At 67.9% G+C, this 20,688-nt stretch carries 18 protein-coding genes; 7 read left to right on the plus strand and 11 right to left on the minus strand.

Translation table 11 applies throughout. The annotated features are described in order from the left end of the window. Positions 1–112: 112 nt before the first annotated feature. The 3 genes from ACWF4Z_RS21965 to ACWF4Z_RS21975 are packed head-to-tail and all read right to left on the minus strand — an operon-like array spanning position 113 to position 3,342. Positions 113–1,009, minus strand: a complete 897-nt coding sequence (locus ACWF4Z_RS21965) for a carbohydrate ABC transporter permease (RefSeq protein WP_452244968.1) — start codon at positions 1,007–1,009, stop codon at positions 113–115. Between the two features lies 1 nt (position 1,010). Next, positions 1,011–1,949, minus strand: coding sequence for a carbohydrate ABC transporter permease (locus ACWF4Z_RS21970; protein ID WP_452244969.1), 939 nt, complete (start codon positions 1,947–1,949; stop codon positions 1,011–1,013). A gap of 34 nt (positions 1,950–1,983) precedes the next feature. Next, positions 1,984–3,342, minus strand: coding sequence for an extracellular solute-binding protein (locus tag ACWF4Z_RS21975; protein ID WP_452244970.1), 1,359 nt, complete (start codon positions 3,340–3,342; stop codon positions 1,984–1,986). A gap of 258 nt (positions 3,343–3,600) precedes the next feature. Here ACWF4Z_RS21975 and ACWF4Z_RS21980 point away from each other — a divergent pair, with 258 nt between their 5' ends. Further along, positions 3,601–5,955 (plus strand): glycoside hydrolase family 3 N-terminal domain-containing protein, encoded by a 2,355-nt coding sequence (locus ACWF4Z_RS21980; protein ID WP_452244971.1) that lies wholly within the window; start codon positions 3,601–3,603, stop codon positions 5,953–5,955. 4 nt (positions 5,956–5,959) lie between these two features. Continuing rightward, on the plus strand, positions 5,960–7,003 hold the full coding sequence (locus ACWF4Z_RS21985; protein WP_452244972.1) for a LacI family DNA-binding transcriptional regulator: 1,044 nt from the start codon (positions 5,960–5,962) through the stop codon (positions 7,001–7,003). A gap of 413 nt (positions 7,004–7,416) precedes the next feature. Here the strand turns inward: ACWF4Z_RS21985 and ACWF4Z_RS21990 are convergent, their stop codons facing one another. The 3 genes from ACWF4Z_RS21990 to ACWF4Z_RS22000 all read right to left on the minus strand — a co-directional run bounded on the left by ACWF4Z_RS21990 (position 7,417) and on the right by ACWF4Z_RS22000 (position 11,430). Then, positions 7,417–8,073: a hypothetical protein gene (locus ACWF4Z_RS21990; RefSeq protein ID WP_452244973.1), complete on the minus strand. Its 657-nt coding sequence runs from the start codon at positions 8,071–8,073 to the stop codon at positions 7,417–7,419. Further along, positions 8,070–8,888 carry an ATP-binding cassette domain-containing protein gene (locus ACWF4Z_RS21995; RefSeq protein WP_452244974.1) on the minus strand — a complete coding sequence of 273 codons (819 nt, stop codon included), beginning with the start codon at positions 8,886–8,888 and terminating at the stop codon, positions 8,070–8,072. Before ACWF4Z_RS21995 ends, ACWF4Z_RS21990 begins: the two co-directional genes overlap by 4 nt. Positions 8,889–9,021: 133 nt before the next feature. Continuing rightward, complete coding sequence (locus ACWF4Z_RS22000; RefSeq protein ID WP_452244975.1) at positions 9,022–11,430, minus strand: beta-glucosidase; 2,409 nt, start codon at positions 11,428–11,430, stop codon at positions 9,022–9,024. A 38-nt stretch (positions 11,431–11,468) separates the two neighbouring features. Between ACWF4Z_RS22000 and ACWF4Z_RS22005 the strand changes: the two genes are divergently transcribed. From ACWF4Z_RS22005 to ACWF4Z_RS22020, 4 genes are all read left to right on the plus strand, one after another. Next, a complete protein-coding gene (locus tag ACWF4Z_RS22005) occupies positions 11,469–12,080 on the plus strand; it encodes a TetR/AcrR family transcriptional regulator (protein ID WP_452244976.1) in 612 nt (203 codons plus the stop codon). Between the two features lie 37 nt (positions 12,081–12,117). Beyond that, a complete protein-coding gene (locus ACWF4Z_RS22010; protein WP_452244977.1) occupies positions 12,118–12,921 on the plus strand; it encodes a CPBP family intramembrane glutamic endopeptidase in 804 nt (267 codons plus the stop codon). A 67-nt stretch (positions 12,922–12,988) separates the two neighbouring features. After that, a complete protein-coding gene (locus ACWF4Z_RS22015; RefSeq protein WP_452244978.1) occupies positions 12,989–13,432 on the plus strand; it encodes a hypothetical protein in 444 nt (147 codons plus the stop codon). A 41-nt stretch (positions 13,433–13,473) separates the two neighbouring features. Continuing rightward, on the plus strand, positions 13,474–14,004 hold the full coding sequence (locus ACWF4Z_RS22020) for a GNAT family N-acetyltransferase (RefSeq protein ID WP_452244979.1): 531 nt from the start codon (positions 13,474–13,476) through the stop codon (positions 14,002–14,004). On the opposite strand, the gene ACWF4Z_RS22025 is transcribed toward ACWF4Z_RS22020, so the two are convergent. The 4 genes from ACWF4Z_RS22025 to ACWF4Z_RS22040 are packed head-to-tail and all read right to left on the minus strand — an operon-like array spanning position 14,005 to position 17,943. After that, entirely contained in the window at positions 14,005–14,742 is a 738-nt protein-coding gene (locus tag ACWF4Z_RS22025; RefSeq protein WP_452244980.1) for an amidohydrolase family protein, read from the minus strand. Continuing rightward, positions 14,736–15,467: a hypothetical protein gene (locus tag ACWF4Z_RS22030; RefSeq protein ID WP_452244981.1), complete on the minus strand. Its 732-nt coding sequence runs from the start codon at positions 15,465–15,467 to the stop codon at positions 14,736–14,738. Before ACWF4Z_RS22030 ends, ACWF4Z_RS22025 begins: the two co-directional genes overlap by 7 nt. Further along, positions 15,464–16,690, minus strand: a complete 1,227-nt coding sequence (locus ACWF4Z_RS22035) for a DegT/DnrJ/EryC1/StrS family aminotransferase (protein ID WP_452244982.1) — start codon at positions 16,688–16,690, stop codon at positions 15,464–15,466. The genes ACWF4Z_RS22030 and ACWF4Z_RS22035 overlap by 4 nt, the downstream gene beginning before the upstream one ends. 38 nt (positions 16,691–16,728) lie before the next feature. Continuing rightward, the gene (locus tag ACWF4Z_RS22040) at positions 16,729–17,943 is read right to left on the minus strand and encodes a helix-turn-helix domain-containing protein (RefSeq protein ID WP_452244983.1); all 1,215 of its coding nucleotides are present in this window, start codon (positions 17,941–17,943) and stop codon (positions 16,729–16,731) included. Positions 17,944–18,038: 95 nt separating this feature from the next. Here ACWF4Z_RS22040 and ACWF4Z_RS22045 point away from each other — a divergent pair, with 95 nt between their 5' ends. Continuing rightward, the gene (locus ACWF4Z_RS22045; protein WP_452244984.1) at positions 18,039–18,671 is read left to right on the plus strand and encodes a maleylpyruvate isomerase family mycothiol-dependent enzyme; all 633 of its coding nucleotides are present in this window, start codon (positions 18,039–18,041) and stop codon (positions 18,669–18,671) included. On the opposite strand, the gene ACWF4Z_RS22050 is transcribed toward ACWF4Z_RS22045, so the two are convergent. Beyond that, positions 18,668–20,680 (minus strand): potassium transporter Kup, encoded by a 2,013-nt coding sequence (locus ACWF4Z_RS22050; RefSeq protein ID WP_452244985.1) that lies wholly within the window; start codon positions 20,678–20,680, stop codon positions 18,668–18,670. The two genes, ACWF4Z_RS22045 and ACWF4Z_RS22050, sit on opposite strands and share 4 nt — an antisense overlap. Between the last annotated feature and the right edge of the window lie 8 nt (positions 20,681–20,688).

Consider the following 20,688-nt stretch of genomic DNA (forward strand, 5'->3'; position numbering starts at 1 on the left):
CCCAACAGGGCGTCTTTTTTTATGCCCGCACAAACACCCAACGGTAGCAACGAAAAGCGCTCGCCGCAATCTTTTGTGATCGCGGCGAGCGGGTCTTTCGGGGTAAAGGGAGCTACCGGCTGAAGCCGGCGGTGAGCCCACTGAGGAGCTGGCGCCGGCTGACGGCGTACAGGATGACGATCGGCAAGGTCGTGAGCACGACCGAGGCCAAGACCGCAGGGACGTTGACGCTGTACTGGCCTTGGAAGGTCCAGAGCGCCAGGGGGAGTGTGCGCTTGTCGGGGGACTGAGTCAGGATCAGCGGCAGTAGGAAGCCGTTCCACACGCCCAGGCCGTTGTAGATGCTCACGGTGACCAGCGCGGGACGGGTGAGGGGGAGGGCGAGCGTCCGCATCATGCCCCACTCGCTGGCGCCGTCCACGCGCATCGACTCGAAGAGCTCTTTGGGTACGTCGCGGATGAAGTTCGACAGCACCAGCACCGACAGCGGGATCGAGAACGCGATCGACGGCAGGATCAGGGCCAGCAGACTGTCGTACAGGTGCATCTTGATGATCAGCAGGTAGACCGGGATGATCGTTGCCTGCAAGGGGATCGCGAGCCCCATCAGGAACAGACCGTTGACGCCGGCAAGGAACCGGCTGCCCGCGCCACGGATGATCGCGTACGACGCCATGAACGAGATCGCGACCGCGGGAATGATCGTGCCCACGGTGACGATCACGCTGTTGAGGAAGTACCGCGGGAAGTCGGACTCGATCACCAGCTTGTAGTTGTTCGTGGTCGGGGCCGACGGGAGGGCGAACGGGTTCTGGGTGAAGTACGCGCTCTGGTCCTTGAAGCTGGTGACGACGATCCAGTACAGCGGGATCAGGACGATCGCCAGCCAGATCCAGCCGGCCAGGCCGCCGAACCAGTTGAGCTGGAGCAGCTTGCGGGCGCGACCGGGGCGCTTGCTGCTCGACTGCCGGGTCGTTGCCTCGGCGCGGCTGCTGGTCGCAACTGCCATCTCAGGCACCTTCCTGCTGGCTGGCCGTCGTACTCCCGCCGAGCCGGCGCAGCAGCAGGGCGAGCGCGAGGCCGAGCAGCACGATGAGTGCGGCGATCACGCTGGCCGGTCCCATCTGGTTGGACATGAAGCCACGCTTGTACATGTCGAGGGCGAGGACCCGGGTGGCGTCGCCCGGACCGCCCGCGGTCAGGACGAAGATCAGGTCGAAGAAGGTCAGCGAGCCGACGACCATCAGCGTCGACGACGTGATGATCGTGTACTTGAGCTGCGGGACCGTGATGCTGAAGAACTGCCGGACCCGGCCGGCGCCGTCGATCGAGGCCGCCTCGTACATCGTGGTCGGGATCTGCCGGACGCCGCCTTGGTAGATCAGTGAGTGGAACGGGATGAACTGCCAGGACACGATGAAGATCACCACGCCGACGGCCAGATCACTCCGGCCGAGCCAGTCCTGGGTCAGGAAGCCGAGGTGCAGCCCCGGCCCGAGCCCGAAGTTCGGATCGAGGAGTGCCTTGTAGGTGATCGCGATCGCCGCCGAACTGAGCAGCAGCGGGATGAAGTAGAGGACGGCGAGGAACGCGCGGTACCGCTGGCGGCCGGCGAGGAACGTGCCGAGCAGCAGGCTCATCGGCGTCTGCACCGCCCAGGACAGGATCATGATCTCGAAGGTCACCAGGATGCTGTGCGGCAGCTGAGGATCGGAGAGCACGGTCTTCCAGTTGGAGAAACCGGCCGCGCTGATGGCGCCGAGGCCGTCCCACCGGGTGAAGCTCAGGAACAGTACGCCGAGCAACGGCACGACCCCGAAGACGATGAACATCACCAGGGCCGGCAGAACCATCCAGGCGACCGAATCGCTCTTCCCGACGCCGGACGACCCCGCTTGACGCGAGGTCGCCGACGCGACGGGTGTCGTTGGCGGGGCGGCCGCGGTCATGACCGACCACGCCGGAGGCGTGGCATCAGTAGAGTCACTGGCCGATCACCGCGTTCATGTTGTCGGCGAACTGCTGTGGTGAGATCGAGAGCTGGAAGAGCTTGGCGATGTTGTCGAGCAGGGTCTCGGCCTGCGTCGGGCTGAGCGCCTGGTCCCAGGACTGGGCGAAGTTCTTCGCGTTCGCCGCGGTGTCGTAGACGAAGTTCAGCCACGCGGAGTCGTTCGTGTCGGTGATCGAGGAGAGCTTGTCCTTCGCGCTCTTCACCACCGGGATGTTGCCGGACTTCACCCAGGCATCCACGGTGGCGTCGTCGAGCGTGTTGTTCGCGATGAACTTCTTCGCGGTGTCCTTGTCGGCCTGGCTCGCCTTGGAGGAGATCGACATGTACTGCCCCGGGTTGCCGACGGTGTCGGTCGGGTCGCCCTTGCCGCCCTCGTACGGCGGGAAGTTCATGTAGCCCATGTGCCCGCCGGTCACGAAGTCTCCACCAGAAGTCTTCATGTTTCCGTAGGTCCAGGCGCCGTGCAGCATCATCGCGGCCTTGCCGGTGTAGAGCAGGGCCTGGTCGGCGTTGGAGTCGGCGGTGATCGAGGAGAAGCCCTTGATGAAGCCGTTCGCCTTGATCAGGTTCTGCATCTCCTCGAGCGCCTTCAGCGCGGACGGGTCGGACCAGCCGTCCTTCTTGCCGTCGAAGATGTTCTGGAAGACCTCGGCGCCGCCGATCCGGTCGAACAGGAACTCCAGCCACATCATGTTGGTCCAGCGCGACTGGCCGCCGAGCGAGAACGGCGCGATGCCCTTCTCGTTGAACTTGGGCACCAGCGTCATGATGTCCTGCCACGACTTCGGCGGCTCGGCACCGATCTTCTCGAACGACCGCTTGTCGTAGAACAGCACGATCGGCGTCACGGTCTCGCCCGGCACCGCGTAGATCTTGCCGTTGACGGTCGCCGCCGTGAACGCGGACGGGAAGATCGAGTCCTTCAGTTTCGCCTCGTCCGTGCTGAGCCAGTCGGTCAGGTCCTCGACCTGGCCCGCTTCGACGTACGCCTTCAGACCGCCGCCGCCCCAGCCCCAGATCAGCGTCGGGCCCTGGCCGGCGCCGATGGCGGTCTTGATCTTGGCCTTGAACGCGTCGTTCTGGAACTCGGTGGTCTTGATCTGCGTGCCCGAGTTCGCGTCGTTGAACCGCTTGACCTGCGCCTCGCGGATGGCCTGCTGCGGCTGACCGGTGAGGAACCAGTACGTCGTGCCGCTGCCGGCGGCCGCCCCGGCGGTCGAACCGGGCGTGCTCTTCGGGCCGGAGCTGCCGCACGCGGCGAGCCCGGCCGCCAGCGCGCCGCCACCGACCAGCCCGAGGAACGTACGCCGAGATGTGCTGATGGGATCCACTGTGATCTCCGTACTCCATGCTGCCCCGCAGGTCGCGGAAGCACCTGCCGATAAAGACTTGTTTCGAAACATAGATTTCGCAGGTATCGCTGTCAAGACTTGAACTACCGGCACTTCGGAGTCACAGTGAGGTCACGCATTCGCCTGTCTGCACAGGCGATTCACAGGATTCCGGCGACCGTCCCAGACTTCGCAGGATCGTCGAAACTTTTTCGATACTTTGCCACCGAAACATTTGTCTTGTTGAGGGAGAATTTCTTGTCCACGTCGATCGATCAACCGTGGCGTGATCCCACGCTGCCCGCGGAGAAGCGGGTCGACCTGCTGCTGCGGGCGATGACGCTCGAGGAGAAGATCGCGCAGCTGGGCAGTCGCTGGGTCGGCAACGACATGGACGACGCAGAGTTGCCGGCGGACGAGACGATCAACGTTGCGCCGATGGAGGACGTCTTTGCCACGGGCGCTTCGTTGACCCTCGAGGAGGCGAGCCGACACGGTCTGGGTCACTTGACCCGGGTCTGGGGCAGCTACCCACAGACGGTCGAGGAGGGTGTGGCGGAGGTGATCCGCCAGCACGACGTCGTACTGAAGGACTCGCGGCTCGGGATCCCGGCCCTGGTCCACGAGGAGTGCCTGACCGGGTTCACGACGTACGGCGCGACGGTCTATCCCGCGTCGATCGCGTGGGGTGCGACGTTCGATCCTGGGTTGGTCGAGCGGATGGCGGCGGCGATCGGGCGGGACATGGCCGCGGTCGGTGTGCACCAAGGGTTGTCGCCGGTGCTGGATGTCGTGCGTGACTATCGCTGGGGCCGGGTCGAGGAGACGATCGGCGAGGATCCTTATCTGGTGGCGTTGCTGGGTTCGGCGTACGTCCGTGGGCTGCAGAGCGCGGGCGTGCTGGCGACGCTGAAGCACTTCGCCGGCTACTCCGCATCCCGTGCCGGGCGGAACCACGGTCCGGTGTCGATGGGCCGGCGCGAGCTGCTCGACATCATCCTGCCGACGTTCGAGACCGCGATCGCGACGGCGGGCGCCGCGTCGGTGATGAGTTCGTACGCCGACATCGACGGGATGCCCGCGGGTGCGGATCCCTGGTTGTTCACCGATGTGCTCCGCGACGACTGGGATTTCGACGGGACGGTGGTGTCGGACTACTGGGCGATCCCGTTCCTGGCGTCGATGCATCGCGTTGCCGAGGGCAACCATGAAGCGGGCGTACTGGCGTTGACCGCGGGGACCGATGTGGAATTGCCGGACACGATCGGCTTCGCCGGCCTGGCCGAGAAGGTGACGGCCGGGGAAGTGGCCGAGGAGCTGATCGATCGCGCGGCTCGGCGGTTGCTGCTGCAGAAGGTCGAGCTCGGCCTGATCGATCCGGACTGGACCCCTGTGGGCTCCGTCCGGGCTGATGTCGATCTCAATTCGGCCGAGAACCGGTCGCTGGCGAGGGAGATCGCGGCGAAGTCCGTCGTACTGCTCGATGCGGGGTCGGCGCTCCCGCTGTCCGCGGGCAGGATCGCGGTGGTCGGGCCATGCTCCGACGATCCGCGCACGCTGATGGGCTGCTACGCCTTCCCGAATCACGTGCTGCCGCGGTACCCCGACCGTGGCCTGGGTATCGAGGTGACCACACCGATCGATGCACTGCGCAACGAACTGCCCGGCGTGGATCTCGTGCAGGTCAAGGGATGTGAGGTCATCGGTGACGATCGGTCCGGATTTGCTGCCGCGGCCGAAGCGGCAGCAGCGGCGGACCTCTGCATCGCGTACGTCGGTGACCTGTCCGGGCTCTTCGGTCACGGCACGTCGGGCGAAGGATGCGATGCCGAGGATCTCCGGCTGCCTGGTGTGCAGGCCGACCTGTTGGATGAGCTGCTCGCCACCGGTACGCCGGTTGTCGTCGTGGTCGTCTCCGGTCGTCCGTATGCGCTCGGCGGGATCGCGGACCGTGTCGCCGGGCTGGTGCAAGCCTTCATCCCGGGACAAGAGGGCGCGGCCGCGATCGCCGGCGTACTGAGCGGGCGGATCGTGCCGAGCGGCAAGCTGCCCGTGCAGATTCCGCGGCATGGTGGTGGGCAGCCCGGTACGTACCTGCAGCCGGCTCTCGGGAGTGTGGAGAGTGCGGGGATCAGCGGTCTCGAGGTTCGTCCGCTGTTCCCGTTCGGGTACGGAGCGTCGTACACGAGCTTTGTGGTCGACGACTTGCGGCTGAGCGCGGAGGCGATTGGCAACGACGGCGAATTCACCGCGACCGTGCGGGTGCGGAACACGGGTGAGCGGGCCGGCGACGAGGTGGTGCAGCTGTATCTGCGGGATGTGGTGGCCCGGGTCGCGCGGCCGTTGAAGCTGCTGACCGGGTTCGCGCGGGTGTCGCTGGAGCCGGGTGCCGCGGTCGAGGTGACGTTCCGCGTGCATGCCGATCGCACGGCGTACACGGGTCCGGATCTGCGGCGGATCGTCGAGCCCGGGGACTTCGAGGTGATGGTCGGCACGTCATCGCTGGACCTGCCGTGTCGTGCTGTAATCCGGGTGACTGGGGATGTGAGGGTGGTCGGACATCGGCGCGTCCTGACGACGCCGGTGACGATCCAGGATCCCGGAGGAGGGTGACGAGATGTCGCGATTGAAGGGCCGGGTCACCCTGGCGACGGTGGCCGGTACCGCCGGCGTCTCGATCGCCACGGTCTCCAAGGTGCTGAACGGTCGCAGCGACGTTTCGCCGGTGACGCGCGCGCGGGTGCAGGAGATCCTCGAGAAGCACGGGTACGTCGGACGCCGGCCGGATCCGGTCGCGCGGGACACGGTCGAGCTGTTCTACCAAGGTGTCCTGAACAGCTACTCGGTCGAGGTGATCCAAGGGGTGCTCGATGCCGGCGAGGCGGCTGGGGTCGAGATCGTCCTCAGCTCCCGGCCGCCGCATCCGGGTCGGCATTCGGCCGGTCGCGCGGCGCCGTGGATCCGGGAGCTGATCACGTCCGGTCGACGGGCGGCCGTCGGTATCACCAGCGAACTCTCCGACGCCGATCTCGCCGCGCTGTCACGGGCTCGGCTGCCGCTGGTGATCATCGATCCGGCCGATGTCCCGCAGCCCGATGTGACGAGTGTCGGCGCGACGAACTTCGCGGGTGGGATGGCGGCGACGCAGCACCTGCTCTCGCTCGGGCATCGGCGTATCGCGTACATCGGCGGGCCACCGACCTCGGCCTGCAACCAGGCGCGGATGAGCGGCTTCCGCAGCGCGATGGACGCGGCCGGGGCGCCGGTGCCGAAGGACTACATCTGGCTGAGCAACTTCCTGTACGACGACGGTCTGGTCGGCGGGTCGAAGATGCTCGACCTGCCGGAGGCGCCAACCGCGATCTTCGCGGGCTGCGACGAGGTGGCGGTCGGGGTCATGGAGGCCGCGCGCTCGAGAGGCCTACGGATCCCCGACGACCTCAGCGTGGTCGGCTTCGACGACACGCAAGTCGCCCGCCACGCCTCACCCCAACTCACCACGGTCAAACAACCCCTCCGCGAGATCGGCGCCGTGGCCGTCCGCACAGCCCTCCAGCTAGCCGACGGCACCAAGGTCGACTCCCACCACGTAGAACTGGCCACCACCCTCATCGTCCGCAACTCCGCCGCCCCTCACCAATCCAAGGTCCCCGTCCCCTAACACCTCCACGGCGGACATCGAGTCGTGGATCCGGGTCGGGGATCGGCGACGAATCGCGCCGACATCCACGACTCGAGCATCCCGGCCCGAACCAATTACTACGACTCAACGAACTGAGCTCCCGGCAGGCTCGATTTCATGGGTCGGCCAACGAATTTGCTGGGTCTGCCCATGAAATCGGGGGTTGCACACTCGCGTTGAGGGTCCGCAACCCCTTGCTTCGTGGGCAGACCCATCAAATAGGCCAGCTCACCCCTAGCCACGGATCCAACACGGCACAACCCCAACCCCCGGATCGTTGTGCACGGTCGACATTAGGACGTGTCCCACTCCACCGAGCCACTCCAGCCTGGCGCCACCTGCGTTGTCCTCCCAGTGGACGTATACGTCCTGTTGACCCTGCACAGCTGACCTCACTCCCGGCGGTCGGCCAGGGATCTGGTTGTGAGGGTGGCGGCTGTGAGGAGGGCTGCGGATAGGGCGGTTAGGAGGGTGATGGGTAGGGCGACCGCGCCGGGGGAGCGATCGTTGGACAGGACGGTCATGAGTTGGCGGATGGGGGAGATCCAGCTGATCAGGAGGGTGGCGAGGATTGCGGCGGCTGCGGTGAGCATGGCTATGCCTACGCGCGGGATGACCAGTCGAGAGCAGAGCAGGCCGATCGCAATCCCGATCATTGCGGCACCGAGCTGGGCGGCCGCGCCGACCACGAGGTCGCCGATCGTGAAGGCGTGCTTCCCGAGGACGATCGGGTACGCGAGACCGATCACGAGCAGCGGGACACACCAGGTGAGGACGACGGCGACGGTGATCGCGAGGACGCGGAGTGAGCTGCCGATCATGACCAGCGTGATCTTGCGCTGCGTCGGATCTTCGTGATTGACGATGCTCACGGTCAACCACGTCGTACAGACAAGCATCGCGAGGACGCAGAACGAGTACGACGACTGCAGCGGTCCGTTGTCGGCCGTCGTACCAACGGCCATCGCGGCGAGGAAGATCAGCGTCGGTGGCAGGTAGCGCTGGGACAACAACACGCTGGTCAGGAGATAGCGGTAGAAGGCGCTCACTCCGGCTTCACCTGCCGGACCGTCGTGACCGACCAGCCGTGGTTCAACGCGGTCAGCAGCGCCGCATCGTGCCGCCCGGTCGGCAGCATCAACGTGACGCCAGTGTCGTTCCGTCGTACCGCCACGATGTCCGGCTGCCGGGCCCAATCGAGGTCGGCGCCGGCAAGCAATGTGATCTCGGTGAGACTCGCCCCGCCTCCGTCGACGGTGAGTAGCGCGCCGTCGCGGAGTTCGCAGACCCTGGTCGCGGTCGACCGGACGACGACCTCGGAGTGCTCGGTGAAGGCAACCGCAGCGCCCTGCGACGCCGCCTCGGTCAGCAGCTCGCGCAGGGTCGCATGTGCGGTCGCGTCGAGCCCGGCCCACGGTTCGTCAAGCACGAGCAGTTGCGGGGGATCGAGCAGTGCCTGCGCGAGCGCGACCTTCTGCGCGTTCCCCTTGGACAACTTCCGCATCGCCGTGTCCGCACCACCTGACAGCGCCAGCCGCTCCAGCAGCTCGTCCGCACGCGAGCGGGCGGCGCGGTCGCTCAGGCCGCGGATCCGTCCCATATGCCGCAGGTACGACGACGCCGACAGCCGATCGTGTGATGCGAACACGTCAGGCACGTAGCTCACGACCCGAGCGCTCCGCCGCACGGTGCCCGTTGACGGACGGGACAAGCCCACCATCAACTTCAGGACCGTGGACTTGCCCGAACCGTTCGCGCCGACCAGTGCGAGCAACTCACCCGAGCTCACTTGCAGGTCGACGCCCGCCAGAATCTGCCGTCGGCCGTACCGCTTGGAGACCTGCGTCAGCCGCACCACGTCCATCCGCCGACCCTATCGAGTCCACGGGGGCTATCACGCTCTATTGGCAGTCCGGCACCGGCCGTCGCGTTGTACGGCGGCCGGTGTCGGGCGAACGGCGTCCGTCGAACGGACGCCAGGCTCGCCAGCCGGGCAGCTAACGGATCTCCAGTTCGGTCGAAAGCGCGAGATCCGACACAGACGAGCCGGCCTTGAGGGTGAAGGTGCCGGGTTCGGTGGTCCAGCCGTCGTTCCAGTGTTCGAACGTGTGGTTGTGCAGGTGCACGGTGATGTCCCGAGCCTGACCCGCCTCGAGCCGTACGACGGTGAACCCGGCCAGCCAGCGGACCGGACGGTCCACGGTGGTTTCGGGGCGTTCGACGTACACCTGGACGACGTGCTTGCCGGCGCGGCTGCCCGTGTTCCGGACGGTCAGCGCGACGGACGTCGGGTCGTTGGCGCGAAAGTCGGACAGCTCCCACGTGGTGTAGCCGAGGCCGTGGCCGAAGCTGTAGGCGGGCTCGGTGCCCGCCCGGAGCCAGGCGCGGTATCCGATGTGCACACCTTCGTCGTACCGCAGGACGCCGTCGACCGGCGTGACATCGATGACCGGTACGTCGGACTCCGCTCGCGGCCACGTGGTCGGGAGCCGGCCGCCTGGCTCGACGGTGCCGAGGAGGACATCGGCCAGTGCGTTGCCGTACTCCTGCCCGCCGAAGTACGTCACGAGAACGGCCGCGACGTCGTCACGCCAGGGAAGGAGGACCGGTGAGCCAGCGTTGACCACGACGACCGTGTGCGGGTTGGCCGCGGCGACCGCCCGAACCAGATCGTCCTGTCGGCCCGGCAGGGCGAGCGACGTACGGTCGTAGCCCTCGGACTCGACCTTGGAATTGGTGCCGACGACAACGATCGCGACGTCGGCGTCGCGGGCCGCCGCGACGGCCTGGTCGATGAGCGCCTGTGGATCCGAGCGGTCGGGCTCGACGCCGATGGTGATGCTCAGGGCCTCGAGGCCGCCTTCGATGTGGATGACGTCGAGCTCGACGCGCAGATCGACGGCCTGGCCGGCGGTCACCGATAAGGGAGTCGAGATCGACGGCGGTGAGAGCAGCGCGGCGCCGAGATCGTCGCCGACCGGTACGGCGGTCTCCTCGCGCAGGAGGTTGCCATCGGCAAAGATCCGGCCCCGGCCGACGGTCGCGAAACCGAGCAGGATGTCGCCGCTCTCGGCCGGAGTGTAGGTGGTGTGGAACTCGAACACCGCGGTGTCACCGATCGGCGCATTCCCGCCGAGGTACACGAGCGCACTGGAGAAGCGGTTCTCGGCGTACAGCTCAAGGCCGTCCGCGGCCAGGAACCGGACGCGGGCGCCGGGTTGGCCGTTCACGGGATTGGTCATCGTTGCCAGCGGCAACTCGGCGACGCCCTCCTGGACGACCGCGCCGATCGAGTAGGTGACCTGAGCATCGGGGAGGGCTCGCCGGATGCCCTCCAGCGGCGAGACCACCGACGCCGGAATGACGGTCGCGCTGCCGCCGCCCTGGGTGCGTGCGTCGCGCGCGTTGTGACCGATGACGGCGACTCGCTGTGGCGCCTGCCAGGGCAGCTCGTCGTTGTTGCTCAGCAGGACCGAGCCTTCGGCGGCCGCCGTCCGGCTGAAGGCGATACCGTCGACCTGCGGAACCTCAGCCGGCTTCGAGAAGCCCTCGAGCGCGCCGACCCGGGTCGCCAGCTTCAGGATGCGCAGCACCTTCCGGTCGATCGCCTCCTCTTTGACCTCGCCGGATCGGACCGCTTCGAGCAGCGCGTCACCCCAGGCTCCGATCGGCCCGGGCATGGCCAGGTCCTGCGGGTGCTTGGCGCTCTCGACGCTGCGTACGCCGGTCCAGTCGCTGACGGCGACGCCGTCGAAACCCCAGTCGCTGTTGAGCGGCGTCTCGAGGAGCGCGTTCTCGGACGCGGTGGTGCCGTTGATCGAGTTGTACGCGCTCATCACGAGCCAGGACTTGGACTCGGAGACAGCCTTCTCGAAGGCGAGCAGGTAGACCTCGCGGAGGGCGCGCTCGCTGACGACGACGTTCGCGGTGAAGCGCTCGGTCTCGAAGTCGTTCGCGACATAGTGCTTGGGAGTGGCGCCGACGCCGAGCTCCTGGACGCCGGCGACGTACGCGGCGGCGAGCTCGGCGGTCAGGACCGGGTCCTCACTGAACGCCTCGAAGTGCCGTCCACCGCGGGGCGAGCGGTGCAGGTTGATCGTCGGGCCGAGTACGACGTCGACGTTCTTGCGTCGTGCTTCGAGGGCGGAGACGACGCCGTACCGGTGGGCGATGGCGAGATCCCAGGACGACGACAGCGCGGTCGCCGACGGCAGGTTCAGCGACGGGTCGCGCTCGTCCCAGACCGGACCGCGTACGCCGCTCGGTCCGTCGGACAGGATCATCGAGCGCAGGCCGACGCTCGGCAGCGGATAGGTCGACCAGAAGTCCTGACCGGTCAAGACCCGGACCTTCTCCTCGAGCGTGAGCCGGCCGAGCAGATCCTCGAGGTGCGCAGGGGATGACATACGGACGACGCTACATCCGAAAACCGAGTGATTTGAGTATGCCTTCCACCGGTCGACCTCCGCGAGGCCCGTACGCGAAGGGAATCGCCAAGCGGGAGGAGATCCTGCGGGCGGCGCTCGAGGTGATCGCGCGGCACGGCTACCGCAACACCTCGACCCGCGAGCTGGCCGCCGCGGTCGGCCTGAGCGAGGCCGGTCTGCTGCACTATTTCGGCTCGAAGGAACAGCTGTTCGAGGCCGTTCTCCGAGCCCGTGACGACGCCGACGCGCGGCGGATCATCGAGGCGGATGCGGCCGACGAGTCGGATCTGATCGACAAGTTCGGCGCGATCGTGCGGCACAACCGCGATGTCCCGGGGTTGGTGCAGCTGTACTCGACGTTCTCGGCCGAAGCGGGCGACCCGGACCATCCCGGGCACGAGTACTTCGTGGACCGGTACGCCCGGATCCGCGCGGCGCTGGCCGACTCCGTCCGAGCCCGCCAAGCCAACGGCACCCTCAATCCCGCGGCTGACCCGACGGCGATCGCCACCCTGCTGATCGCGCTCTCGGACGGTCTGCAGATCCGGTCCCAGTTCACCCTGAACGCCGAACCCTCCGACCTGTTCGATCACCTGCTCCAGCTCCTGCAGGGCCCGGACGACTCCTGAGCCGCGAGGCGCTGGCGGGCTGCGGGATAGTTGAGGCATGACGAGGCCGGCCGACGAATCCATCAGCCCGACCGAGGCGGCCCCGGTACTGCCCTCCCGCCGGGTGCTGACCCGAGAGATCTGGTTGGTCCTGGCGCTCTCGCTGGGTGCGTCGGGGGTGGCGGCGATCATCTCGTTCACCGGGGTGCTGACGTCGGCGAAGCCGATCAGCGGGCAGACCGCGGTGATCGTCGGGTCCCGAGCGCCCGGTCGGCCGTGGCTGGATCTGGCCTGGCAGATCTTCGCGGTGGTGACCGCGCTCGTCCCGGTGGCGCTCGTCGGTCACTTCCTGCTGCGCGGCGGTGAGTCGCTGCGGACCCTCGGCTTCGACCTGCGGGACCGGCTCCGGGACCTCGGCCGGGGGACCGCGATCGCCGCCTGCATCGGCGGCGCGGGTCTGCTCTTCTACATCGGCGCCCACGCCACCGGCGCCAACCTGACCGTCGACCCTTCTCAGCTGCCCGACTACTGGTGGCGGATCCCGATCCTGATCGCGGTCTCCGCGGAGAACGCCATCCTGGAGGAGGTCATCGTCCTCGGGTACCTGAACCACCGCCTGGATCAGCTCGGCTGGTCCGTTCGCAAGGCGACCGCCACCAGCGCACTCCTGCGCGGCTCGTACCACCTCTACCAGGGGCTCGGCGGGTTCGCCGGGAACGTGATCATGGGCGTGATCTTCACCTGGCTCTACCGCCGCTGGGGCCGGATCATGCCACTGGTCGTGGCGCATACCTTGATCGACACGGTTGCGCTGATCGGGGCGACGTACCTGCTCGGAAAGGTCTCCTGGCTCCCCAGCTGACCGAAATTTGCTGTCAGTGAAACGACTGACACGTAACCGATCGGGTCTCTGGCGGGTTGAGGGTGACGTGACTGTCAACGGGGAAATCGCAAGTCCGCCGGAAATCGACGCAGGCTTGGCCGCCGCCGCGCTGGCGGTGTTCGCACACCGGCACGAGGTCATCCACCTGCTGTACGCCGCCACCGACGAGCCGGACGCCTTGGCCCGGATCGGTGGGCTGCTGCGGGTCCCGGAGGCGACCATCGCCCGGGTGCTGGACCAGCCGTTCCGCTGGATGCTGCCGCAGTTCCGTGCCGAGCTGGAGTCGATCGCCACCGGCACCCCGGCGGCCCAGCCGGCACCGCCAGGCCCGGCCGCGGTCCTGGAAGCCTTGGCCGCACCGGCCATGTCGCCCGCTGCAAGCGCCCTGGACGCAGTGCCGCCACCGGATCGCCGCCACCCCGCCCTCGCTGCGGGCCAGCCCGCTCCCAGCGCCCTCGACACCCCCGCCCCGAGCCCGGTCACCACCTGATGCACCGCGTGCCTCCACCCCAGCTCGCCTAGGTTGGGGCGGTGGAGAGCTATGGGGCAGATGTGCTGGGGATCGCGGACGAGTTGACGGCGGCGTACGTGCAGGTGTTCACGGCGCCGCCGTTCGAGCATCGAGATCCTGAGCAGACGCGCGCAGCGTTCCGGCGCCGGTTGGAGACGGATGCGGTTCGGGACGGTTTCCGGACGTGGATCGAGCGATCCGAGGACGGGCGGATCGCCGGGTTTGTGACCGGGTGGATCACTCCGGCGCCCTTCCGGACGGATCGGTCGTACGGCGAGGTCCTGGAGCGGCTCGGTGTGGATCAGGTCGAGTCGCTGCTCATCGACGCGTTCGAGGTGGACGAGCTCGGAACGCTCGAATCAGCTCGCGGGACCGGGCTCGGGCGACGACTGCTGGCAGCGGTGACCGACGCGCACCCGCGGGCCTGGCTGCTCGCCTGGAACCAGAACCACCGGACGATCGCTTTCTACCGCCACCTCGGCTGGCACGAGCCCGACGCCCGAGGCCCCAGGGGCAGCATCGTGGTGTTCCTGTCGCCCAACCACACGTAGCTAGGCCGGCAGGTTGAAGAGGGTGGCGGCGTTCTGCCAGTTGACGGCTTTCGCCTCGTCCGGGGTCAGGTTGGCGGCTTCCAGGGCGCCGAGGGCCACCGAGGGGTCGATCAGGGTGGCGTCGGTGCCGAACATCAGCCGCGACGGGCCGATCTGGTCGAGGATCCAGCGGATGCGGTCGGCATCCGGAGCCGACCAGCACGGCTCGAACCAGATCCGGTCCGAGCGCGCGGCGGCCTCGGGGACCAGCGGCCAGCCGTGGGCGCCCATGTGGCCGGCGATCACGCGGGCCGCGGGGACGCGCTCGACGACGTCGGCCAGGTCGATGACGCTGTGAGCCCAGGTGTGGACGAGCGTGGGCAGCCCGAACTCGGTGGTCAGCTCGATCGCGGCCTGCATCGCGGGTGAGCCGACCGGTGTGCGGCTGTACTCGGTGTGGATCTTCGCGCCGACCCACCGCGATCGACCGTCTCCGGCGAGCAGTTCCTCGAGGTCGGCCCGCCCCTCCTTGAGCCGGCGGGGATCGATGACCACCATCCCGCGCAGACGCCGGTCCGCGCGGAGTTGTGCCGCGAGTGACCGGTTCCCGGCGGGAGCGTCGTACACGATGGCCTCGATCGCCGACACGAACTGGAGGTCGATGCCGAACCGGTCCATCAGCTCGATGTTGACGTCGATGCTCGCGACCTCCATCGAGAAGAACCACGGACCCCAGTGCGCGTGGACGTCGATCAGCACGTCGCCTCCAGCAGGCCGATCAGGCTCTGGCTGCCGGCCTGGGCGATCTCGGCGGGGGACAGCTTCGAGCTGAGCAACCGCCGTACGACGGAATGCGTTTCGTGAAAGGGGGTCCGGCAGCCGAACACCAACCGCTCGGCACCGACCTCCCCGGCGACGATCTCCAGCGAATCCGGACCGGTCAGCATCCGCGTGGACGTGTGGAACCCGGCCTCCGCGCGGGCCAGGACCACGAAGTCGCCGAGGTGGTAGAAGTGCGTGTCCAGGAAGACGACCCGCGCCCCGCGATCACGGAGCGCGGGACCGACAATCCGTACGTCGCCCTCGGCAAAGATCGTCACACCGGCCTCGACCAGCAGCCCCACGACATGGCCGAACGACGGATACCCGGGCTCGACGCTCTGTGCGGTCGGCGCCAGGCGGATCGCCCGGGGCGGATCCTCGAGGGCCAGCAGGCGCGCCAGCTCCCGCTCGGCACCCAGCGCATCCCGCAGATCCAGCACCGGGCACAGCCACCATCCGTTGCCGTCAGCAACCTCCTGGGCCTCGAGGTTGCCGGCGAGTACGTCGAAATGCACCGCCTGCAAGGAGGACACCATCCCGCCGGAGATACCGGTCGCGTCGAAGACCTCCCGCACCCGGGTCGCCTGACCCCATCGCCCGGTTGTCACGTCGTGCCCGACGAGGATGTCGCAGTCGAGCAGCAGCGGAGCGTCGTCGGTCATCCGGCCGCCAGCGCGCCGTGGACCTTGCGGATCGCGGCGATGATGTCATCGACGTCGGCCTCGGTGTAGTTCTCGTTCCAGGGCAGGACGAGGAGCCGGTGGTCGATCAAGTCCTCGGCGACGGGACACAACCCGACCGGATACGACACCTCCTGCAGCGGGAAGCCTGACTTCCCATAGGTGATCCGCTCGCGTACGGCGGGTGCGGCGTACAACGGCGCGGTCAGGTACCCACCGGTCGCAGGCACGCCTTCGGCGGTCAGGGCCGCGGCCCACTCGTGCGGGTCACCGGCTGACGGCGAGAGGATCAACGGATACTGCCAATAGACGTGGTCCCCGCCGTCCGGGGGAGTGGCGACACCGGCCAGGTCCGCGATCCCGGCCGACGCGCGGGCGGCCGCCGTACGACGATCTGCCACGACTTCGCGGAGTCGGGTCAGCTGAGCCCGGGTCACGGAAGCGACCAGCTCGGTCATGCGGTAGTTCAGGGAGAGAAAGAGATACGTCCGCTCGTCGGTGTCGCGCGGCCAGCCCTTGTCGGCGAAGAGTCGCATTCGCCGGGCCCGTGCCGCGTCGTCCGTGATCACCAGCCCGCCGTCACCCGCGCTGATGTGCTTGGTCTGCTGCAGGCTGAAGCAGCCGATGTGGCCGATCCGCCCGACGTACGTGTCACCGACCGGCGCGAGGTACGCCTGCGCGCAGTCCTCGATCAGCAAGATCCCGTGCTGATCGCAGAGTGCCTTCAACTCCCGGACCGGAGCGGGTTTGCCGAACAGATGAACGACGATGACGGCCTTGGTCCGTGGTGTGATCGCGGCGGCGACCGTGATCGGGGAGAGGTTGCCGGTGAGCGGGTCGACATCGGCGAAGATGGGTACGGCGTTCTGCATCATGATCGGGAAGACCGTGCCCATGTCGCTGATCGGCGTGGTGATGATCTCGTCACCGGGCTCGGGGTCGACTGCGGCGACGGCCAGGTGCAGAGCCGCCGTACCCGAGCTGCACGCGACCGCGTGGCCGGCGCCGTAGAGGTCCGCGAACTCCTGCTCGAGGGCCTGGACCTCGACGCCCCAGGTCGCGGAAAGCATGCCGCTGCGAAGCACTCGCTCGACCGCCTTGACCTCGTCGTCGCCGAACCGCCGGCCGCTGGCATCCAGCACCGAGGGCAGTGGATCCGAGCGCACCGGCGGACCACCGTCGCGAGCGAGCCGAATTACGGTCATGGCTGAAATTAATCCGACCGGCGCCGATGAGTCAACAATCACAGGTGAACGCGATACACGACGAGCGGGCGACCGCTGCCGGTGCCGAGCTGGGTGCCGGTCGCATCCGCGAGCCCCGCGCGCTCCAGCCGGTTGAGGACCCGGCGGGCCGTCCGCGGCTGGATCCCGAGGTGATCGGCGACGGACCGTGTCGTCAGTCCGTCGTCCTGCGTGGCGTGCACGAGCTCCTGCAGCCGCTCGAGGGTTGCCTTGGACAACCCGGCCCGCTGCGCGAGCAGTTGCAGCTTGGAGCGCTGCTGGGCCCGCGGAGCCGCGCCGCCGACCAGGATCAGGTCGATGTCGTTACGCAACGAGACCACGGCCGCGGTCCGGCCGGCAGTCCTCGCCCGGCCGAGCGCTCGACGGGCCAGCACCTCGGTCTCCACCCCGGAGCCGCCGATACCGAATCCGATCCGCACCGGCCCGAACTGCTCCTTGAGCCGGGTCAGCATCCCCAGCTCGGTGAACGCGGCGGTCGCCTGCTCGAGTGGTCCGCGCGTGGTCACGACCAGGAGCCGTTTGTCGTCGTACCTGATGACGCTGCCGCCGAGCGAACTGGCTTCGCGCCGGAGCGCGCTCTCGCCGTCCTCCGCGATCTCGACCAGGCCGAGCGCGATCTGGGCGTCGTCGCTGCGCAGGGCGTCCTGGACGAGGAGCAGGCTGTTCACCGCCGCCCGCACGGAGTGGACCGACGGCGCCAGCCGGAGGGTGGTCTGCCCGGTCCGCAGTTTCTCGTACGCCGATCGCAGGCAGGTGATCGCGATCCCAGCCTTCGCCTCGCGGTGGAAGGCGATCACGTCGTCCGAGCTCAGACCAGGGTGGTACGGGAGCACGTGGATCCCGCGGGTCGGCAGGCCGACCTCGTCGAGGGTCTCGTGGACCTCGGCCTCGTCCAGTACGTCGATGCTCATCGAGGTGATGTCGTGGCCTTCGCGGAGCAACTGCACGAGCGCGCGCATGAGCGTGGCGCCGGTGTACTCGACGTGGGCGGCCGGCCGATCGAGCAGGTCGTTCGCCGCGGCGAGCTGGTACGGGACGACGCCGGTGAACAGCCAGGCGTCGACACTCGGTGGCGCCGCGGCCATCACCTGGGGCGTGTCGGTTTCACGCCGGTAGCGCAGCGGGACGACCTCGACCCCGCGCAGCGCTCGGATGATCCGGCTGCTGGACGTCACCAGATCGGACGGCCCGACCACCCCGATTGTCGTCACCATGCCCGGGTCGCCTCCTTCACCGGCTCAGTTTCGCCAGATCACCACAGTGCTGCAAGAACCCGCGCCGTACGCGGTGACTGCGGAATACTCACCCTATGGTCGAGACGATTGAGCTGACGCGGTCGCACGAGTGGATTACCGATGGTACGACGTTGTCCCGGAGAGCGCTGTCTGACCTGAACGGCCCGTCGCTGCTCCCCGGGTGGAGCCGCAAGCACGTTGCCGCCCACCTGTCCTTGAACGCGGAGGCGATCGGCCGGTTGGTCCACTGGGCCAGGACTGGCGAAGAGCGGGCCATGTACACGTCGGCCGAGCAACGGAACGCGGATATCGAGGCGGGCGCACTACGATCGGCCGACGAGTTGCTCGCGTGGTTCGACGAGTCGGCGCGGGTGCTCGCGGACTCGATGGCTGAGCTGAGTGACGAGCAGTGGCAGCGGCCGGTGCGTTCGGCTCAGGGGCGGGAGATCCCCGCGAGCTATGTCGCGTGGATGCGCAGCCGAGAGGTGATGATCCACGCTGTCGACCTCGGTACCGGTGTCACCTTCGCGGATCTCCCGGCGGGGTTCCTCGAGGCCCTGTGTACGGACATCCGCACGATGCGCGACGACGTACCGGAGCTGGCCGGCGTACTGCCGGAGGTCGCCGCGTTCCTCGCCGGACGCCCGTACGACGGTGTCCGCACCGCAGACGGACGTCCGGCAGAACCCCTGCCGCCCTGGCTCTAGACCTCGATGTGCGATCCGATGATGACTGTCCGGTCGCGGGGGAGGTTGAAGTACTCGGCGGCGTCCGCGGTGATGTGGGAGGTCGCGATGAACAGATGCTTCCGCCAGCCGGCCATCGTGTGCTGCTTGCCGACGCGCAGCTCGATCTTCGACAGGAAGTACGAGGCGTGCTCGAGATCCAGGCGGCCCTCGGTGTCCTCCGGCTTGAGCGTGGCCAGCGCGGCGGGAACGTCGGGCGTCTCCATGTAGCCGAATCTCGCGGTGACATGGGTGATTCCGTCTTCGCCGTGCCCGAGATCGTCGACGACGGCCCGCTGGTCCTCCGGCACGCGCGGAATCGGCTCGGTGTCGATCGACACGATCACGACGTGCTCGTGCCGCACCTGGTTGTGCTCGACGTTGGCGCGCAGCGCCAGGGGTGCGGTGGCGTTGCCGCGGTTGAGGAAGATCGCGGTCCCCGGAACCGTCCGGGCGGGCAGCTCGCCGGAGGCAAGCTCGTCGACGAACTCCTGCAGCGGGCCTTCCGCCTTGGCGCGCTCGGCGCTGACGACCACGCGTCCGCGCTGCCAGGTGGTCATGATCGTGAACGCGGTCAGCGCGATCAGCAGCGGCAGCCAGGCGCCGTGGACGAGCTTGGTCAGGTTCGCGGCGACGAAGAGCAGGTCGACCGCCAGCAGCAACGTCGCGCCGATCCCGATCAGCCACCGCGGGATGTTCCAGCGCTGCCGGGCCACGTAGAAGAACAGCAGCGTCATTATCGTGATCGTGCCGGTGACCGCCATCCCGAAGGCGTAGGCCAGCGCGGCCGAGCTGCGGAACGCGAAGATCAGCGTCAGCACCGAGACCAGCAGCAACCAGTTGATCCACGGTACGTAGATCTGGCCGATGGTGGTCGCCGAGGTGTGCGCGACCCGGAGCCGCGGGAGGTAGCCGAGTTGCGCGGCCTGGGAGGCGACCGAGTACGCCCCGGTGATCACGGCCTGCGACGCGATCACGGTGGCCGCGGTCGCGAGCAGGACGAGCGGCAGCCGGCCCCACTCGGGGACGAGCAGGAAGAACGGGCTGCTGATGTTGGACTCGTCCTTGAGGATCAGCGCGCCCTGGCCGAAGTAGCTCAGCGTGCACGCCGGCAGGACGAGGAACAACCAGCCGCGCGTGATCGCACGGCGGCCGAAGTGGCCCATGTCGGCGTACAGGGCCTCGGCGCCGGTGACCGACAGCACGATCGCGGCCAGCGCGAAGAACGCGATGTGGAAGTGGTGGACCAGGAACCCGATCGCGTACGTCGGGGAGATCGCCTTCAGGATGGCCGCGTCCTCGACGATGCCGCCGATCCCGGCCGCGCCGATGACCAGGAACCACAGGATCATCACCGGCCCGAAGATCCGGCCGACCGCTTCGGTGCCGCGGCGCTGGACCAGGAACAGTACGACGATGATGACCGCGGTGATCGGGACGACCCATTCGGCCAGCGACGGCTGGACGACCTTGAGGCCCTCGACCGCGGACAGGACCGAGATGGCCGGGGTGATCATGCTGTCACCGAAGAACAGCGAGGCGCCGAAGATGCCGACCGCGGCCAGGGTGATCGCGACCTTGTGGCCACGCTGCGCGCCGTAGCGGCGCAATTGCGTGATGAGCGCCATGATGCCGCCCTCGCCGTCGTTGTCGGCGCGCATCGCGAGCAGGATGTACGTCACTGTGACGATGATCATGACGGACCAGAAGATCGTCGAGACAACGCCGTACACGTTGTCGGGACTGACCGGCACCGGGTGCGGATCGCTCGGGCTGAAGACCGTCTGCAGGGTGTAGATCGGGCTCGTGCCGATGTCGCCGAACACGACCCCGAGCGCCCCGACGACGACGGCGAGCTTGACCGTGTTGTGGAGGTTGGCGCTCGGAGGGTGGCCGGAATTGTTCTGTGCAGTGCCGACATCGGGTGAGCTGGCACTGGCTCCGGCGGTACCCGGAGTGTCTTCCGTGCCTGCCTGCTGGGGATCCGTCACGGGCGGGA

The organism is Kribbella sp. NPDC055071 (assembly GCF_053608045.1).

Bases quoted from the DNA above. Each gene is read 5' to 3' on its own strand.
- ACWF4Z_RS21965 (WP_452244968.1), bottom strand. From the start codon at position 1,009: ATGGCAGTTGCGACCAGCAGCCGCGCCGAGGCAACGACCCGGCAGTCG.
- ACWF4Z_RS21970 (WP_452244969.1), bottom strand. From the start codon at position 1,949: ATGACCGCGGCCGCCCCGCCAACGACACCCGTCGCGTCGGCGACCTCG.
- ACWF4Z_RS21985 (WP_452244972.1), top strand. From the start codon at position 5,960: ATGTCGCGATTGAAGGGCCGGGTCACCCTGGCGACGGTGGCCGGTACC.
- ACWF4Z_RS21995 (WP_452244974.1), bottom strand. From the start codon at position 8,888: ATGGACGTGGTGCGGCTGACGCAGGTCTCCAAGCGGTACGGCCGACGG.
- ACWF4Z_RS22000 (WP_452244975.1), bottom strand. From the start codon at position 11,430: ATGTCATCCCCTGCGCACCTCGAGGATCTGCTCGGCCGGCTCACGCTC.
- ACWF4Z_RS22005 (WP_452244976.1), top strand. From the start codon at position 11,469: ATGCCTTCCACCGGTCGACCTCCGCGAGGCCCGTACGCGAAGGGAATC.
- ACWF4Z_RS22010 (WP_452244977.1), top strand. From the start codon at position 12,118: ATGACGAGGCCGGCCGACGAATCCATCAGCCCGACCGAGGCGGCCCCG.
- ACWF4Z_RS22030 (WP_452244981.1), bottom strand. From the start codon at position 15,467: ATGACCGACGACGCTCCGCTGCTGCTCGACTGCGACATCCTCGTCGGG.
- ACWF4Z_RS22035 (WP_452244982.1), bottom strand. From the start codon at position 16,690: ATGACCGTAATTCGGCTCGCTCGCGACGGTGGTCCGCCGGTGCGCTCG.
- ACWF4Z_RS22040 (WP_452244983.1), bottom strand. From the start codon at position 17,943: ATGGTGACGACAATCGGGGTGGTCGGGCCGTCCGATCTGGTGACGTCC.
- ACWF4Z_RS22045 (WP_452244984.1), top strand. From the start codon at position 18,039: ATGGTCGAGACGATTGAGCTGACGCGGTCGCACGAGTGGATTACCGAT.